The organism is Segeticoccus rhizosphaerae (assembly GCF_009192725.1).
Lineage (GTDB): Bacteria > Actinomycetota > Actinomycetes > Actinomycetales > Dermatophilaceae > Segeticoccus > Segeticoccus rhizosphaerae.
The window spans coordinates 1-1,284 of record NZ_VOHR01000569.1 but is presented as its reverse complement, the minus strand read 5'-3'; the positions used below and the strand labels follow the sequence as shown (position 1 = coordinate 1,284).

Genomic DNA, 1,284 nt, shown 5'->3' with positions numbered 1-1,284 from the left:
AGGCTGGCCAGGGCGGCCAGGTCGGACGGCTGCCGACGCCAGCGCGCCTCCGGCCGACGGCGCAGCGCGCCCAGCCCGGTGCAGGGGGCGTCGACCAGAACCCGGTCGTAGGTGTCCGGCTCGTCGGCGCCGAGCTCTCGTCCGTCGCCGACCCCGACCATCACCTCGATGTCCGTCTCGGTGGCGGCGCGGAGGGTCTGGTTCACCAGCTCCGCCCGGTGCTCGCTGACCTCGTTGGCATACAGGGTCGCGCCCGAGCGGGCGGCGAGCCCGGCCAGCAGAGCCGCCTTGCCACCCGGACCGGCGCACAGGTCGAGCCACCGGCGGGGACCGCGCCCGGTCGAGACCTCTGCCGCGGCCAGGGCCAGCGCGACCAGCTGCGAACCCTCGTCCTGGACGGCCGCCCGGGTGTCTCGGACGGCGTCGATCGCACCGGGCATCCCCGACTCGAGCACCGCCCCGACCGGCGACAGCCGGGAGGCGTTCGCGCCAGCGCGGACCAGCTCCTCGACCGAGGCCAGCCCGGGCCGGGCGACCAACGAGACCTTGGCCGGCTCGTTGTCGGCCTCGAGCAGGGCCCTGAGCGCACCCCCGACGCTGTCTGCGGTCGCGGCGCCGTGGCCGAGGAGCGCCGCCCGCAGGGCCCGCACGATCCACTCGGGGTGGCTGGTGACCACCGAGAGGCGTGCCAGCTCGGCGTCGGTGTCTCCTGGGCCGACGTCCGGCGCGACTCGGCCGATCCACTCGTCCAGAGCCCGCTCGCTCACCCGGCGCAGCACCGCGTTGACGAACCCGCTCGACCCGGCACCGTTGACCATCCGCGCGAGGCCCACCGTCTCGTTGACCGCTGCGTGCGCGTCCACGCGCATGCCGAGCAGCTGGTGCACCCCGAGCCGCAGCGTGTCGAGCACGTTGTCGTCGATCTGCGCCAGCGGGCGGCCGGCGGCCGAGGCGACGATGACGTCATACAGGCCGCGCATCCGTGTTGCGCCGTAGGTGAGCTCGGTCGCGAAGTTGGCGTCGCGCCCGCGGATCCCCTTCTCGCGCAGCTCCTTCGGCAACTCGAGGTTGGCGTAGGCACCGCCCGCGATCGCCCGCATGACGGTGTATGCCGCCAGCCTCGCCGGATCCGTGGTCCGGGACCTCTCCGAGGGCCGCTGCTCGGAGCGCTCACGGTCGCCCTGCCGCCGCTCCGGGCGCTGCCGGCCGGCAGCATCCCTCCGCCCTCCGCGGCGGTCCCCCGAGCGGCGCGGCCGGCGCGGACCCTCTCCGTGCCACTGCTGG

1 protein-coding gene is annotated in these 1,284 nt (G+C 75.4%); it reads right to left on the bottom strand.

Annotated elements, in window-relative coordinates:
* Window positions 1-1,284: transcription antitermination factor NusB (locus tag FRW57_RS21735; protein ID WP_238999538.1), on the bottom strand; the 1,284-nt coding region annotated here is incomplete at both ends.